We start from the raw sequence: 13,495 nt of genomic DNA, 5'->3' as shown, positions 1-13,495 counted from the left end.
GGAATGGCCGGTCATCCCGATGCCGGGTCAGGCCCGGACCGCTCCGGGGTCCGCGGCTGACCGCTCGCTCAACTTGACGTTTGTCAAAGGGAAACGGTTGCTCGCCGGTCTCTAACGGGTGGATCACGGTGCCGCCGTCACCCGTTCCGGACCGCCGAACGGCCTGTCCCTACCCTTCAGACTCCCCGCGTATCACGGCGAGCACGCCGTCGAGTTCGTCGGGTTTCACCAGAACGTCCCGGGCCTTGGATCCCTCGCTGGGCCCGACGACGCCGCGGGACTCCATGAGGTCCATGAGCCGGCCCGCCTTGGCGAACCCGACGCGCAGCTTGCGCTGCAGCATCGACGTCGATCCGAACTGTGTGGAGACGACCAGTTCGGCCGCCTGGCACAGCAGGTCGAGGTCGTCTCCGATGTCCTCGTCGATCTCCTTCTTCTGTTTGGTGCCGACGGTGACGTCGTCCCGGAAGACGGGGGCCATCTGCTCCTTGCAGTGCCGGACGACGGCCGCGACCTCCTCCTCGGTGACGAAGGCGCCCTGCATACGGGTCGGCTTGTTCGCGCCCATCGGCAGGAACAGCCCGTCGCCCTTGCCGATCAGCTTCTCGGCGCCGGGCTGGTCGAGGATGACGCGCGAGTCGGCGAGCGAGGAGGTGGCAAACGCGAGCCGTGAGGGCACGTTCGCCTTGATCAGACCGGTGACCACGTCGACCGACGGGCGCTGGGTGGCGAGCACCAGGTGGATGCCGGCCGCGCGCGCGAGCTGTGTGATGCGCACGATCGCGTCTTCCACGTCGCGCGGCGCGACCATCATCAGGTCGGCCAGCTCATCGACGATGACCAGCAGGTACGGGTAGGGCTGGAGTTCTCGTTCGCTGCCCTCCGGCGGCTTCACCTTGCCGGCCCGGACGGCCTCGTTGAAGTCGTCGATGTGCCGGTAGCCGTAGGCGGCCAGGTCGTCGTAGCGCAGGTCCATCTCGCGCACCACCCACTGGAGCGCCTCGGCCGCCCGCTTGGGGTTGGTGATGATCGGTGTGATCAGGTGCGGGACGCCCTCGTAGGCGGTCAGCTCCACGCGCTTGGGGTCGACCAGGACCATGCGGACGTCCTCGGGGGTCGCACGCATCATGATCGAGGTGATCAGGCAGTTGATGCAGGACGACTTGCCGGAGCCGGTGGCGCCCGCGACGAGCACATGCGGCATCTTGGCGATGTTCGCCATCACATAGCCGCCCTCGACGTCCTTGCCGAGCGCGACCAGCATCGGATGGTCGTCCTCGGCGGCGTCCGCGAGGCGCAGCACGTCACCGAGGTTGACCATCTCCCGGTCGGTGTTCGGGATCTCGATGCCGACCGCGGACTTGCCGGGGATGGGGCTGATGATCCGCACGTCGGGGCTGGCGACGGCGTACGCGATGTTCTTGGTGAGCGCGGTGATCCGTTCGACCTTGACGGCGGGACCCAGCTCGACCTCGTAGCGGGTGACCGTCGGCCCACGGGTGAAGCCGGTGACGGCCGCGTCGACCTTGAACTCGGTGAAGACGTTGGTGAGCGAGGCGACGATCGCGTCGTTGGCCGCGCTGCGCGCCTTGCCCGGGCCGCCGCGCTCCAGCAGGTCGAGCGAGGGCAGGGAGTAGGTGATGTCGCCGGACAGCTGGAGCTGTTCCGCGCGCGGGGGCAGGTCGCGGATCTGGTCGGGTGCCGCCTTGGTCAGGTCGGGCACGACCGCGTCGGCCTTCAGCTTCTCCTGTTTGGGGCGCGCGGCCGGCACCGGGACCGGCGTCGGCGTGGTCTCCTCGCGGTCGCCCACGCTCACGCCCTGGGTGAGGTCGGCCACCAGCGGCGAGGGCGGCATGCCGTGCAGGACGGCGCCGTCGAGGTCGGCGGCGGCCGCCGCGGCGATGTCCACGGCGTCCAGTCGCCGGTCCGGCGCGGGCTGCGGCACCGCGGAGCGCCTGGGCCGGCCCCGGCGCTTGGAGAGCGCTTCCTGCTCGGCCCCGTCCGGGTCGTACGCCGGGGAGCCGCCCTGGCGTCCGCGGGGGCGCGCGGGCAGCGCCTCGCGCCACTGCTCCTCGTAGCGGTCGTCGTCCTCGGTGCGCCGGTCGCCCTCGGCGTCGTGCAGCACGCCGAGGCGTACGCCGAGCGCCCGCAGCCGCTGCGGCACGGCGTTGACCGGGGTGGCCGTGACGACGAGCAGCCCGAAGACCGTGAGCAGCACGAGCAGCGGCACGGCCAGTACGTCGGTCATCGTGTACGACAGCGGGGTCGCCGCCGCCCAGCCGATGAGACCGCCGGCGTCCCTTATGGCCTGCATCCCGTCGCTGCGGGCGGGCGAGCCGCAGGCGATGTGGACCTGGCCGAGCACGCCGATGACAAGCGCCGACAGCCCGATCACGATGCGGCCGTTGGCCTCCGGCTTCTCGGGATGGCGGACGAACCGCACGGCGATCACCGCGAGCAGTATCGGCACCAGCAGGTCGAGCCGGCCGAAGGCGCCGGTCACCAGGATCTCCACGAGGTCACCGACCGGGCCGCGCAGATCGGCCCAGGTGCCGGCGGCGACGATCAGCGCGATGCCGAACAGCAGCAGCGCGACGCCGTCCTTGCGGTGCGCCGGGTCGAGGTTCTTCGCGCCCTGCCCGATCCCGCGGAAGACGGCGCCGACGGCGTGCGCGAGGCCGAGCCAGAGCGCGCGCACCAGCCGGTAGACGCCCCCGGTGGGGCTGGGCGCCGGTTTGGGCGCCGGCTTCTTCGCCGCGGCCTTCTTGGCAGGGGCCTTCTTGGCAGGAGCTTTCTTCGCGGGGGCCTTCTTCGCCGCAGCCTTCGCCGGAGCAGCCGCCTTCTTGGCGGGCTGCTTCTTGGCTGCGGAGGGACGTGAGGCCATAGATGTGAGATTACCGGGAGAGACGACAGTGGACACGCGTGCCCAGAGCTTCACCCGTTCGTGTCGCTCGTACCGGGGCACAGAACTGACGCACGCTCATGCGCAACTACGGGCCGGGCGGGCGTCAGTTCTGTGTCGGCAGCGACGGGGCACCGCCGCCGGTGCCGGGCTCCAGTGCGTCGAGCGCCCGGCGCAACCCCGTGAGTTTGCGTTCGAGATGGGCGGCCGTGGCCACCGCCGCCGCGTCCGCGGACTCGTCGTCCAGCTGCTTGGACAGCGCCTCCGCCTGCTCCTCGACGGCCGCGAGCCGCGCCGAAAGCTCCGCGAGCAGCCCCGCGGGCTCCTTGCCGGGGCCGACCGCGCCCTTGCCGCCGCCCTCCAACTGGAGCCGCAGCAGCGCCGCCTGCTCCCGCAGCTGACAGTTCTTCATGTACAGCTCGACGAACACCGAGACCTTCGCGCGCAGCACCCACGGGTCGAAGGGCTTGGAGATGTAGTCCACCGCGCCGGCGGCGTACCCCCGGAAGGTGTGGTGCGGGCCGTGGTTGATCGCGGTGAGGAAGATGATCGGGATGTCCCGCGTCCGCTCCCGACGCTTGATGTGCGCGGCGGTCTCGAAGCCGTCCATGCCCGGCATCTGGACATCCAGCAGAATGACCGCGAAGTCGTCCGTGAGCAGTGCTTTGAGCGCTTCCTCCCCGGACGATGCCCGCACCAGCGTCTGATCGAGCGCAGAGAGGATGGCCTCCAGCGCCAGCAGATTCTCCGGCCGGTCATCGACCAGGAGGATCTTGGCCTTCTGCACCATGGCCCGCCCTCCTCGCCCCGGCGGTACACCGGGCGCCGCCCCAGCAGACGACTCCCTATCGCCGCCCGTCCTTGTGCCGGTCATGGTAGCCGCACCCCGCCCGTCGCCACACCCTGTCACCGCGATGTCACTGTGCACATAGCAAAAACGCGGCAGGGAACCGGATGGTTCCCCGCACCCCACACCATCACACGGCCTCCTCATGCATCCACTGCCGCATCACCGTCAGCAGATGGTCCGGATCGACCGGCTTCGTGACGTAGTCGGACGCCCCCGACTCGATCGCCTTCTCCCGGTCGCCCTTCATCGCCTTCGCGGTCAGCGCGATGATCGGCAGCCCGGCGAACTGGGGCATCCGGCGGATCGCGGTGGTCGTCGCGTACCCGTCCATCTCGGGCATCATGATGTCCATCAGCACGACCGCCACGTCGTCGTGCTGCTCCAGGACCTCGATGCCCTCGCGGCCGTTCTCGGCGTACAGCACGGACAGACCGTGCTGCTCCAGGACGCTGGTGAGGGCGAAGACGTTGCGGATGTCGTCGTCGACGATCAGCACCTTCTCGCCGCCGAACCGCACTCCTCGGCGCGTCTGCGAAGCCGGCTCCTGCTCCGCGGCCGGCCACTGCCCGGGCCGCTGTTCGACGGCCGGGGCGCCCTTGCGGCGGCGCCTGAAGAGGGCCGCGGCGCCGTTCTGCGTCTCCTGGTACGACTTCACCTCGGCCGGCGTCTCGATCTCGGCGCCGGACAGCTCGGACAGCAGCTGCTCGGAGGCCACCAGGTCGCCCGCCGCCAGCGCGGGCGCCGCCTGCTGGTAGCCCTGCGGCGGCAGTTCGCTCGGGTGCAACGGCAAATACAAGGTGAACGTGGAGCCGCGTCCCGGTTCGCTCTGCGCGTGGATCTCACCGCCGAGCAGCTGCGCGATCTCCCGCGAGATCGACAGCCCGAGGCCCGTGCCGCCGTACTTGCGGCTGGTCGTGCCGTCCGCCTGCTTGAACGCCTCGAAGATGACCCGCATCTTGCTGGCCGCGATGCCGATCCCGGTGTCGGTCACCGAGAACGCGATCAGCTCCGCGTCCGGGTCGGTGAGCGAACCGGCCTCCAGCAACTGCTCGCGGACACCCACCGGGACGTCGGCGCCGGCCGGCCTGATCACCAGCTCGACCGATCCGGAGTCGGTGAACTTCACCGCGTTCGACAACAGGTTCCGCAGCACCTGGAGCAGGCGCTGCTCGTCCGTGTGGAGCGTGGCCGGCAGCTCCGGAGAGACCCGTACGGACAGGTCGAGCCCCTTCTCAGCGGTCAGTGGGCGGAAGGTGGCCTCCACGTAGTCCACCAGCTGGACGAGCGCGATACGCGTCGGCGAGACGTCCATCTTGCCCGCCTCGACCTTCGACAGGTCCAGGATGTCGTTGATCAGCTGGAGCAGGTCGGAACCGGCCCCGTGGATCGTCTCGGCGAACTCGACCTGCTTCGGCGTCAGGTTGGAGTCGGCGTTGTCGGCGAGCAGCTTGGCCAGGATCAGCAGCGAGTTGAGCGGGGTGCGCAGCTCGTGCGACATGTTGGCCAGGAACTCGCTCTTGTAGCGCATGGAGACCGCCAGCTGCTCGGCGCGCTCCTCCAGGACCTGCCGCGCCTCCTCGATCTCGGTGTTCTTGACCTCGATGTCCCGGTTCTGCTGGGCCAGCAGCTCGGCCTTCTCCTCCAGCTCCGCGTTGGACGCCTGCAACGCCTTCTGCCGGTTCTCCAACTCGGCCGACCGCTCCCGCAGTTGCTCGGTCAGCTCCTGCGACTGCTTCAGCAGCACCTCGGTCTTGGTGTTCACGGAGATGGTGTTGACACTGGTCGCGATCATCTCGGCGATCTGGTTGAGGAAGTCCTTCTGGATCTGCGTGAACGGCGTGAAGGACGCCAGCTCGATCACCCCGAGCACCGTGCCCTCGAACAGCACCGGCAGCACGATCACCTGGGCGGGCGGCGCCTCGCCGAGACCCGAGGAGATCTTCAGGTAGCCGCTGGGCGCGTTCTCCACCAGGATCGTGCGCTTCTCCTGGGCGGCCGTCCCGATCAGCGCCTCACCGGGGCGGAACGACGTCGGCATGGAACCCATCGAGTAGCCGTACGAACCGAGCATGCGCAGCTCGTAGGCGTCCTCGCGCTCGTCGTTCACGTCCTTGCCGTCGACCAGCGGCATCGCCAGGAAGAACGCGCCGTGCTGCGCGGAGACCACCGGCGTCAGCTCGCTCATGATCAGCGAGGCGACGTCCTCCAGGTCGCGGCGGCCCTGCATCAGCGCGGAGATGCGCGCGAGGTTGCCCTTGAGCCAGTCCTGCTCCTTGTTGGCGATCGTGGTGTCGCGCAGGTTGGCGATCATCTTGTTGATGTAGTCCTGAAGCTCCTGGATCTCACCGGAGGCGTCGACGTCGATCTTCAGGTTCAGGTCGCCCCGGGTCACCGCGGTCGCCACGCGCGCGATGGCGCGCACCTGCCGGGTCAGGTTCCCGGCCATCTCGTTCACGGACTCGGTCAGGTCGCGCCAGGTCCCGTCCACGTCACGCACGCGTGCCTGACCACCGAGCTGGCCCTCCGTGCCCACCTCGCGCGCGACCCGCGTGACCTCCTCGGCGAAGCTGGACAGCTGGTCGACCATGGTGTTGATCGTGGTCTTGAGTTCCAGGATCTCGCCCCGGGCATCGATGTCGATCTTCTTGGTCAGGTCGCCCTTGGCGATGGCCGTCGTGACCATGGCGATGTTGCGCACCTGGCCGGTCAGGTTGGACGCCATCTGGTTCACCGACTCGGTGAGGTCCTTCCACGTGCCGGCCACGCCCGGGACGTGCGCCTGGCCGCCGAGGATGCCGTCCGTGCCCACCTCGCGGGCCACCTTGGTGACCTGGTCGGCGAACGAACTCAGCGTCTTGACCATCGTGTTGATGGTGTCGGCGAGCTGCGCCACCTCGCCGCGCGCCTCGATCGTCACCTGGCGCGTCAGGTCGCCGTTGGCGACGGCCGCCGAGACCTGGGAGATGTTGCGCACCTGCATGGTCAGGTTGTTGGCCATGAGGTTCACGTTGTTGCTGAGGTCCTTCCAGATGCCCGTGACACCCGGCACGTGCGCCTGGCCGCCGAGGATCCCCTCGGTGCCGACCTCGCGGGCCACGCGGGTCACCTGCTCGGCGAAGGACGACAGCTGATCGACCATGGTGTTGACCGTGGTGACCAGTTCGAGGATCTCGCCCTTGGCGTCGACGGTGATCTTCTTCGACAGGTCGCCCTTGGCGACCGCGGTGGTGACCTCGGCGATGTTGCGGACCTGGATGGTCAGATTGTTCGCCATGAAGTTCACGGACTGCGTGAGGTCCTTCCAGGTGCCCGCGACCCCCTGGACCTCCGCCTGGCCGCCCAGCATGCCCTCGGTGCCCACCTCGCGCGCGACGCGCGTGACCTCCTGGGCGAACGACGACAGCTGGTCGACCATCGTGTTCAGGGTGTTCTTCAGCTCCTGGATCTCCCCGCGCGCGTCCACGGTGATCTTCTGGGACAGGTCGCCCCGCGCCACCGCCGTGGCCACCTGCGCGATGTTGCGGACCTGGGCGGTGAGGTTGCCGGCCATGCCGTTCACCGAGTCGGTCAGATCGCGCCACACACCCGCCACGCCGGGCACCTGCGCCTGCCCGCCGAGGCGGCCCTCGGTGCCCACCTCGCGGGCCACCTTGGTCACCTGGTCGGCGAAGGCGGACAACTGGTCCACCATCGTGTTGATGGTGTTCTTCAGCTCCAGGATCTCCCCGCGCGCGTCGACGTCGATCTTCTGCGACAGGTCGCCGTTGGCGACCGCGGTGGTGACCTGTGAGATTCCCCGCACCTGGGCGGTGAGGTTGCCCGCCATGGTGTTGACGGAGTCCGTCAGCTCCTTCCAGGTGCCCGAGACGCCGTCCACGCGGGCCTGACCGCCCAGACGGCCCTCCGTGCCCACGTCCCGGGCCATCCGGGTCACCTGGTCGGCGAAGCTCGACAGCTGGTCCACCATCGTGTTCACGGTGTTCTTCAGCTGAAGCATCTCGCCGGAGACGTCGACCGTGACCTTCTGCGACAGATCGCCGTTGGCCACCGCCGTCGTCACCTGGGCGATGTTGCGGACCTGACCGGTGAGGTTGCGGAACGCCGTGTTGACCGAGTCCGTGAGGTCCTTCCAGGTCCCCGCGGCGCCCGGCACCTGTGCCTGGCCGCCCAGCTCGCCCTCGACCCCGACCTCCCGCGCCACCCGCGTGACCTCGGCGCCGAACGCGGAGAGCTGGTCCACCATCCCGTTGACGGTGTTCTTCAGCTCCAGCATCTCGCCGGCCACGTCGACGGTGACCGTCTGGGACAGATCACCGCTCGCCACCGCCGTGGTCACCGCGGCGATGTCCCGCACCTGGGTGGTCAGGTTCCGGAACACCGTGTTCACCGAGTCCGTGAGGTCCTTCCAGGTCCCCGCGGCGCCCGGCACGTTCGCCTGCCCGCCGAGCCGCCCCTCGCCGCCGACCTCGTTGGCCACGCGCGTGACCTCGTCGGCGAAGATCCGCAGCGTCTCGGTCATCTGGTTGATCGTCTCGGCGAGCTGTGCGACCTCACCGCGCGCCGGGACGGTCACCTTCTGTGACAGGTCGCCGTTGGCGACCGCGGTGGTGACCTGTGAGATTCCCCGCACCTGGGCGGTGAGGTTGCCCGCCATGGTGTTGACCGAGTCGGTCAGTTCCTTCCACACGCCGGCCACCCCGGGCACCTGCGCCTGGCCGCCCAGGATGCCCTCGGTGCCCACCTCGCGCGCGACCCGCGTCACCTCGGACGAGAACGCGGACAGCTGCTCCACCATCGTGTTGACGGTGTTCTTCAGCTCCAGCATCTCGCCGGCGACGTGCACGGTGACCTTGCGCGACAGATCACCGCGCGCGACCGCGGTGGTCACCAGGGCGATGTCCCGGACCTGCGCGGTGAGCCGGTTGGCCATGGTGTTGACGGACTCCGTCAGGTCCTTCCACGAACCGGACATGCCGCGCACCCGGGCCTGGCCGCCCAGCTTGCCCTCGGTGCCCACCTCGCTGGCCACGCGCGTGACCTCGTCCGTGAACGTGGACAACTGGTCGACCAGATTGTTGACGGTCCGCCCGACCCGCAGGAACTCGCCGCGCAGTGGGTGCCCGGTGCCGTCCGGCCCGTGCGTGCGCAGTTCCATGCGCGGCGACAGATCGCCCTCGGCCACCGCGGTCAGCACCCGGCCGACCTCGGAGACGGGCCGTACGAGGTCGTCGACGAGCGCGTTGGACGCGTCGATCGCGGCGGCCCAGGAGCCCTCGCAGGCCCCCGTCTCCAGCCGTTCCGTGAGCTTTCCCTCACGTCCCACCATGCGCCGCACCCGCGACAGCTCACCGGTCAGATGCAGATTGCGGTCGGCCACCTCGTTGAAGACCGCGGCGATCTCGGACATCACGCCGTCGCCGGAGACCGTGAGCCGCTTGCGGAAGTTCCCCTCGCGCATCGCGACGAGCGCCGCCAGCAGCCGGTTCAGGGCAGCGGTGTCCACCGCGGTGGTGCCGCCCTGCTTGCCCAGGGAGCGTCCGCCTTTCGCGCGCGTTTTCGTGGCCCGCGTCGCTGCGCCAGACTCCACTGTGTCCCTCCCGCGGGGGTCGACCGTCACTGCTGTGCTCGTCGGGTACTGCCGATCGGTGTTCCGGTTACTGCCGCGTACCGGTTACCGCTGGTTATTTCTTCCAGATCGATCCGGCCACACCAAGGGCTGCTGCCCCCCGTGCACAGAACACACTCAGCCTGTCCGGACCTTCACAAGAAGCTTGCCCAGTGTTTCACCCCTGCGGAACCAGGCCATAACAGTTCGGCAGCTTCGCACATCGTCCGCACACCCTGGGGGCGTAAAGACCGGCGACCGGCATCCGTCCGGACGGCGAAGGTAAGTAACCTTGCATGCGGCTGTCCAGCCGCACCGGTCCGTCCGGCCTGGGCGGTGGCAGGAGAACGACCGGGCATCGGAGGGGCGGCCGCAGAACCATGACCACCGGACTGATCCCCGGGGGACAGCCCCCGGAGGGGCCGAAGGGGGCGCGGATGCCGCAGCAGCGGCGTGAGCGGGACGGCCACGCAGCCCTGCCCGTCGACAACCGGCCGAGGAGTTCTGTGATCACCGCGCGCGCGGCCGCCAGTTTCGAGCCCGTCGGACGATCCGTCGCGACCGCCCGCTCCTTCGTCCGCGACACCCTCCAGGGCTGGGGCTTCGCCGACATCGTCGACGACGCCGTGGTCCTCACCAGCGAACTCGTCACCAACGCGGTGGTGCACGCGGGCACGCACGCCGACGTGCTGTGCCTGCGCACCGAGGACGGCGTACGCATCGAGGTGGCCGACCGCTACCCGGAGCGCGAGCTGCCCGTGCAGAGCGCCGCGATCGCCATGGGCAGCCCGGACCGCGAGGGCGGCCGCGGACTCCAGCTGTGCGCGGCCCTGGCCGCGCGCTGGGGTGTCGAGTACACGCCCACGCACAAGAACGTCTGGTTCCAACTCGACCCGCCCGAGCGACCGGTCGGCACCCGCGCGGCCGGCCCGTCCCTGCCCGCCGACCTGCTCCCGCTCGCCGACGGCCGGGTCCGGGTCGCGGTCGTGCAGATCGACCGCGAGGGCGCCATCACGTCCTGGAACGAGGACGCGGAGGAGTTGTTCGGCTACACCGCCGACCAGGTCACCGGCAAGCCCCTGACCGATCTCGCGGCCTGGCCGCACACCCCCGGCACCAGCACCGGCATCGTGGAGGCGCTGCGCCTGTCGCGCTGGGAGGGCAGCTACGGCATCCGCGGCGCCGACGGCCGGGTCACCTCTGTGTACGCCTCGCACCTGCGGGTACGTGACACGGGCGGCGAACCCTCCACGGTCTGCCTGCTGGTGCGGGACCACGAACGCGCCGTCCTTCAGACGCCGTTGCGCGTCCCGGCCTCCGACACGCCCCAAGTCTCCGACGGCCAGAGCGCCGACCCGTTCGAGGTCTTCATCGGCTCCCCCGCCCCGGACGACCTCGACGGCCTCCTCCAGCGCACCGTGGAGCGCGCCCGCGACATGCTCGACGGCGACTCCGCCTTCCTGCTGCTGGCGACCGACGACGAGACGGAGCTGGAGGTCCGCGCCTCCACCGGCCTGCCCTCGGCCCGTCAGCGCTTCGCGCGCGTGCCCGTGGAGGCGGGCCCCGGCCGGTACGGCTCGGCCCGTATGCCCGCCGTCCACGACGACCTCACGGCCGTGCCGGGCGCCGTTCCGCTGCTGGCCGGCACCGGCATGCGCTCGGTGGTCACCGTCCCGCTCAAGGTGGAGGGCCGCCTCACGGGCTCCCTGGGCGTCGCCGCTGAGGCACCCGGCCGGTACTCCAACGAGGAGGCGCTGCGCCTCCAGTTCGCCGCCGACCGCATCGCGCTGGCCGTGGAATCGGCCCGCCTGGGCGAGCTGGAGCGCCTGCGCCGAGGCTCGCTGAGCTTCCTCGTGGAGGCGTCCGACCTGCTCGCCGGCACCCTGGACCGGGACCAGACACTGGCCCTGATGGCCCAGATGACGGTGCCCACCCTGGCCACCTGGTGCGCCGTCTACACCATCGCCGACCAGGCATCGGACCCCTATCTGTCGTACGTCCTGCACGAGGACGAGGAACTCATCGACGGCATCAAGTCGTTGCTGTCGAAGATCGCGCCGCCGGACCCGGTGCCCACCCCGGGTGCCCGGGTCTGGACGGCCCCCGGCGAGGTGGCCCACCAGGCGGCGCTGCGCACGTCCATGCGCAGCCTCGGCCTGACCGGCGGGCAGCCCCACCAGGTCTCCTCCGGCATCGGCCCGACGCTCGCCACGGCCTCGGCGGTCGGCGGTGAGACCGTGGTCCTGCCGCTCGTCGCCCGCAACCGTGTCATCGGCATGCTGACCCTGGGCAAGCCGACCGACGAGCACTTCCGGCAGGAAATCCTCGAACTGGCCGAGGACCTGTCCCGCCGGGCCGCCCTGGCCCTGGACAACGCCCGGCTGTACTCGGAGCGCACGGCCATCAGCCAGGCCCTCCAGCGCAGCCTCCTGCCGCCGGGCACCCCGCACATCGAGGGCGTCGAGGTCGAGGTCATCTACCGTGCGGCCGGCGAGGGCAACGAGGTCGGCGGCGACTTCTACGACGTCTTCCCGATCAGCGACGACACGTACGGCTTCGCCATCGGCGACGTCTGCGGCACGGGCCCCAACGCGGCGGCCGTCACCGGCCTCGCCCGCCACGCGCTGCGCCTGCTGGCCCGCGAGGGCCTGAGCGGCCCTGCGGTCCTTGAACGCCTGAACTCGGCCATCCTCGACGAGGGTTCCCGCAGCCGGTTCCTGACGCTCCTGTACGGCGAGATGCGCCCGCGGACGGACGGCAGCGCGGAGTTGAAGGTGGTGTGCGCCGGTCATCCGCTCCCGCTGCGGCTGCGCCAGGACGGCACGGTGGAGCCGGCGGCCGAGCCCCAGCCCCTCCTCGGCGTCATCGAGGATCTGGAGCTGTACGAGGAAACGGTCACCCTCGACCCGGGCGACGTGCTGCTCTGTGTCACGGACGGTGTCACGGAACGCCGGGAGGGCGCCCGCATGTTGGGCGACGACGGACTCGCGGACGTCCTCACCACCTGCACGGGCCTGACGGCCGGCGCGGTCGCGTCCCGCATCATGCGCGCGGTGGAACGCTTCGCCTCCGACGCGCCCTCAGATGACATGGCCATCCTGGCGATGCGCGTCCCGGAACTCCAGTAGAGCGCAAGGGCCGGTAAAGCACCGAGGCATGAGAAAGGGCCCCACCCGGTCGGGTGGGGCCCTTTCTCATGGGAGCCCCCAAACGGAATCGAACCGTTGACCTTCTCCTTACCATGGAGACGCTCTACCGACTGAGCTATAGGGGCCTGTCGCCTTTTTGAGGTTTCCCTCGTGGCAACGGTCCAGAGCATACCCTGAAGGAAGCCGTGCTCCCAAACTCGTTCAGCGCCGTTCAGAAGGCGGGCTGAAGCAGTCCGCCGAGCGCATTGCACGCGGAGGCGATCCGCTGCATGTCCCGCTTCGTCAAGGAGGCGTCCACGGGCAGCGCCAGCGTCTCGTCGGCGGCCCGCTCGGTCTCCGGCAGCGACACGCACCGACGGAACTCCGGCATCCTGTGCACGGGCGTCTTCACCGGCACCCGGCACTCGACTCCCCTGGCCCGTACGGCCCGTGCGAAGGCGTCCCGGTCCGGCCGGCCGTTCCCGGGCACGCGCACGACGTACTGCTGGAAGGTGTGCCCGTCACCGCTGTCAGGGGTGCGCACACCGCGCAGCCTGGCGTCGAGGTAGGCGGCCCGCTGCCGCCGTTGGGCGATCTCGTCGTGCGGCACCTCGGACTCGGTGCGTTCCAGCACCAGGAGCCCGTGCCGCTGCCCCGTCCCGTGCAACTGCGCCAGGTCCGCCCGCCGCCCGAAGCGGTGCACGACGACGACCGCAGCGGTACGGGAGGTTACGGCCGCTTCGACGGCCGAGGCATCGAGGCAGTACGTCACCGGGTCTATGTCGGCGAACACCGGGAGCGCACCGACGAGGGTCACGGCCTCGGCGACTTCGATGTTCCCGAAGGCCGGCACGACGACCTCGTCACCGACTCCGACACCGGCGGCCCTGAGCATGGCAGCAGTACCCATGTGCTGGATGCTGAGCGCGCAACGTGAACGTCAAGTTACGGCAAACAGAAAAGGGTTGGGCTCCGAACCGAAGTTCAGAGCCCAACCCTTTTGAAGAATG

General features: G+C 69.9%; 5 protein-coding genes and 1 tRNA gene. 1 reads left to right on the top strand and 5 read right to left on the bottom strand.

Features of this window, described 5'->3' with window-relative positions; genetic code table 11:
* Positions 1 to 169: 169 nt before the first annotated feature.
* The 3 genes from AC27LF_RS03820 to AC27LF_RS03810 form a co-directional block, all read right to left on the bottom strand.
* The gene (locus AC27LF_RS03820; protein ID WP_479657856.1) at positions 170 to 2,884 is read right to left on the bottom strand and encodes a DNA translocase FtsK; all 2,715 of its coding nucleotides are present in this window, start codon (positions 2,882 to 2,884) and stop codon (positions 170 to 172) included.
* A gap of 124 nt (positions 2,885 to 3,008) precedes the next feature.
* Positions 3,009 to 3,692, bottom strand: coding sequence for a response regulator (locus tag AC27LF_RS03815; RefSeq protein ID WP_479657857.1), 684 nt, complete (start codon positions 3,690 to 3,692; stop codon positions 3,009 to 3,011).
* Positions 3,693 to 3,879: 187 nt separating this feature from the next.
* On the bottom strand, positions 3,880 to 9,339 hold the full coding sequence (locus AC27LF_RS03810; protein ID WP_479657858.1) for a HAMP domain-containing protein: 5,460 nt from the start codon (positions 9,337 to 9,339) through the stop codon (positions 3,880 to 3,882).
* A 398-nt stretch (positions 9,340 to 9,737) separates the two neighbouring features.
* On the opposite strand from AC27LF_RS03810, the gene AC27LF_RS03805 reads away from it, so the two are divergent.
* Positions 9,738 to 12,485, top strand: coding sequence for a SpoIIE family protein phosphatase (locus tag AC27LF_RS03805; protein ID WP_479657859.1), 2,748 nt, complete (start codon positions 9,738 to 9,740; stop codon positions 12,483 to 12,485).
* Positions 12,486 to 12,558: 73 nt separating this feature from the next.
* On the opposite strand, the gene AC27LF_RS03800 is transcribed toward AC27LF_RS03805, so the two are convergent.
* Positions 12,559 to 12,631: transfer RNA gene (locus AC27LF_RS03800), tRNA-Thr, on the bottom strand.
* Between the two features lie 86 nt (positions 12,632 to 12,717).
* Positions 12,718 to 13,380 carry a DegT/DnrJ/EryC1/StrS family aminotransferase gene (locus AC27LF_RS03795; RefSeq protein ID WP_479657863.1) on the bottom strand — a complete coding sequence of 221 codons (663 nt, stop codon included), beginning with the start codon at positions 13,378 to 13,380 and terminating at the stop codon, positions 12,718 to 12,720.
* Positions 13,381 to 13,495 lie beyond the last annotated feature (115 nt).

It is taken from the genome of Streptomyces diversicolor, from assembly GCF_057537855.1.
Note: the sequence above shows the minus strand (reverse complement) of the source record. Positions and strands in the feature narration are given on the sequence as shown.